Origin of the sequence: Mesorhizobium sp. M7A.F.Ca.ET.027.03.2.1, from assembly GCF_003999175.1 — a bacterium.
Taxonomy (GTDB): domain Bacteria; phylum Pseudomonadota; class Alphaproteobacteria; order Rhizobiales; family Rhizobiaceae; genus Mesorhizobium.
This window is the reverse complement of sequence record NZ_RZOM01000890.1, coordinates 1-2603: the sequence shown is the minus strand read 5'-3', so window position 1 is coordinate 2603 and position 2603 is coordinate 1. Positions and strand designations below refer to the sequence as shown.

At 64.7% G+C, this 2603-nt stretch carries 3 protein-coding genes; all 3 read left to right on the top strand.

What is annotated here, in order from left to right:
- A partial coding sequence (locus EN750_RS28525; protein ID WP_145967990.1) for an ABC transporter permease occupies positions 1 to 313 on the top strand: 313 nt, incomplete at its 5' end.
- Entirely contained in the window at positions 310 to 1179 is an 870-nt protein-coding gene (locus tag EN750_RS28520; protein WP_127398745.1) for an ABC transporter permease, read from the top strand. The genes EN750_RS28525 and EN750_RS28520, both read left to right, overlap by 4 nt.
- The coding region (locus EN750_RS28515) for a dipeptide ABC transporter ATP-binding protein (protein ID WP_145967989.1) at positions 1176 to 2603 on the top strand (1428 nt) is incomplete at its 3' end. The genes EN750_RS28520 and EN750_RS28515, both read left to right, overlap by 4 nt.

Here is a 2603-nt window from a genome sequence, read left to right as displayed (position 1 = left end):
TATCCGCACCGCCCGCGCCAAGGGCCTGCCCTATCGCGCAGTCTTGTGGCGGCATGCACTGCGCAACGCCATGATCCCGGTGCTGACCATTCTGGGCCTGCAGTTTGCCTTCCTGCTTGCCGGCACCATCATCATCGAGAATGTGTTTTATCTGCCCGGCCTCGGCCGGCTGGTGTTCCAGGCCATCACGCAGCGCGACCTGATCGTCGTCGAAAGCGTCGTCATGCTGCTGGTCGCGGCCGTCATCGCCGTCAACCTTCTCGTCGATCTTTCCTATGCGGTTGTCGATCCGCGCCTGAGAAGCCGGCAATGACACTGCAAATCGACATGTCGGAAGAGACGTTTGGCAACATCCTGGGCAGGGCGTTCAGGAATACCGCCTTTGTGGCCGGTTTCGTCATTACCCTCATGATCCTGGCAATGGCTGTAGTCTCATATGCCTGGACGCCCTACGACGTCACCAAACTGGTGATATCGGACAAGACGCAGGCACCCTCGCTGGCGCACTGGTTCGGCACCGACCATTTCGGCCGCGACATCCTGTCGATGGTCATGGTCGGCGCCCGCAATTCGATTGCCGTGGCGCTGGTCGCGGTCGGGATCGGCATGGGGGTCGGCGTGCCGCTCGGCGCCTTTGCGGCGGCACGCGGCGGCCTCGTCGACGAGGCACTGATGCGGCTGAACGACCTCGTCTTCGCCTTCCCGGCTTTGCTGTCGGCGATCATGATCACCGCCATCTTCGGGCCGGGCGCGATCAACGCCATCATCGCCATCGGCATCTTCAACATCCCGGTCTTTGCCCGTGTCGCCCGGGCCGGCGCGCTGGCGATCTGGCCGCGCGAGTTCATTCTCGCCGCACGCGCCGCCGGCAAGAGCAGCGCGCAAATCACAATCGAACATGTGCTGCCCAACATCGCCACGCTGCTCCTGGTGCAAGGCACCATCCAGTTCGCGCTGGGCATCCTGGCCGAGGCCGGGCTTTCCTATCTCGGCCTTGGCGCGCAACCGCCAATGCCGAGCTGGGGCCGCATGCTGTTCGACGCGCAGACCCGCATGGTGGTGGCGCCATGGATGGCGATCTTTCCGGGCATGGCGATCGTTGTCGCCGTGCTGGGGCTGAACCTCCTGGGCGACGGCATCGCCGACATCCTCGATCCGAAATCGCGGCGGCAGCGATGAGCCTGCTCGACATCGAGAACCTGTCGCTGACCATCGGCGACACGCAGATCCTTAGAGGAATGGAGCTTTCCGTCGCGCCCGGTGAGGTGATAGGGCTGGTCGGCGAATCCGGTTCCGGCAAATCGATGACCGCGCTGACGGTGATGCAGCTTCTGCCCCATGCCGCGCGCGCCACCGGACGCGTCACATTCGACGGCATCGACATCCTCACGGCGAGCGAGGATCAGATGTGCGCGCTGCGCGGCGACGACATCGGCATGGTGTTCCAGGAGCCGATGACGGCGCTCAATCCGGTCAAGACCATCGGCGAACAGGTTGCCGAAGGCATACGCTGGCACACCAAGGCCAGCCGCGCCGAGGCCGAAGACCGGGCGCGAAAAATGCTCGACCGCGTCGGCCTCCCCGAAGCGAAATTTCCAATGTCGCGCTATCCGCATGAACTGTCCGGTGGCCAGCGCCAACGCGTCGTCATCGCCATCGCCTGCGCGCTGAAGCCGAAGCTGCTGGTCGCCGACGAGCCGACGACGGCGCTCGACGTGGTGCTGCAGGCACAGATCCTCGACCTGTTACGCGACCTCGTCGCCGAAAGCCGCATGGGTCTGCTCCTGATCTCGCACGACCTCGCCGTGGTGACCGAGATGGCGGACCGCATCACTATCCTGCGCCGCGGCGAGGTTATGGAAGCCGGCGACACTGCGCGCACGCTGTCCGAACAGACCCACCCCTACACGCGCCAGCTGGCGCAGGCCTCGATGCATGTGCCGGCGCGCGCCAGGCTGCATGACATCGAGACGGGCCAACCTTTGCTTCAGGTCCAAAGCGTGACCCGCGACTATCCCGGCCGACGCACCTCATTATTCAAACGCGCGCCTGGTATCCGCGCCGTCGACGATGTCTCGCTGTCGATGGCGCCGGGTCAGTCAGTGGCGCTGGTCGGCAGATCCGGCTGCGGCAAGTCAACGCTCGCCCGCATGATCCTGGCGCTGGATCGGCCGACATCGGGTACGATCCGGTTTCGCGGCGAGACCGTCACCGGCAAGAGCGAAGCCGAGCTGAAGCCGGCTCGCCGTGACATGCAGGTCGTTTTCCAAGATCCCTACGGATCCTTCGACCCGCGTCAGAAGGTCGAAAAACTGGTCGCCGAACCCCTGCATGTGCTGGAGAAGCAGCCGACGCGCACCGAGCGCCGCGAAATGGTGGCGCATGCGCTGCACGAAGTCGGCCTCGGCATCAGCGACATGGACAAATACCCGCATGAATTTTCCGGCGGCCAGCGCCAGCGCCTGTCGATCGCCCGCGCCATCATCACCCGCCCCAAGCTGGTCGTCGCCGACGAGCCGGTCTCGGCGCTCGACGTCTCGATCCGCGCCCAGATCCTTGATTTGTTCGCCGAGCTCAACCAGAAGATCGGCATCGCCTATCTC

Excerpts from the sequence above, each read along its gene's own strand:
- EN750_RS28520 (WP_127398745.1), top strand. The coding sequence starts at position 310 with ATGACACTGCAAATCGACATGTCGGAAGAGACGTTTGGCAACATCCTG.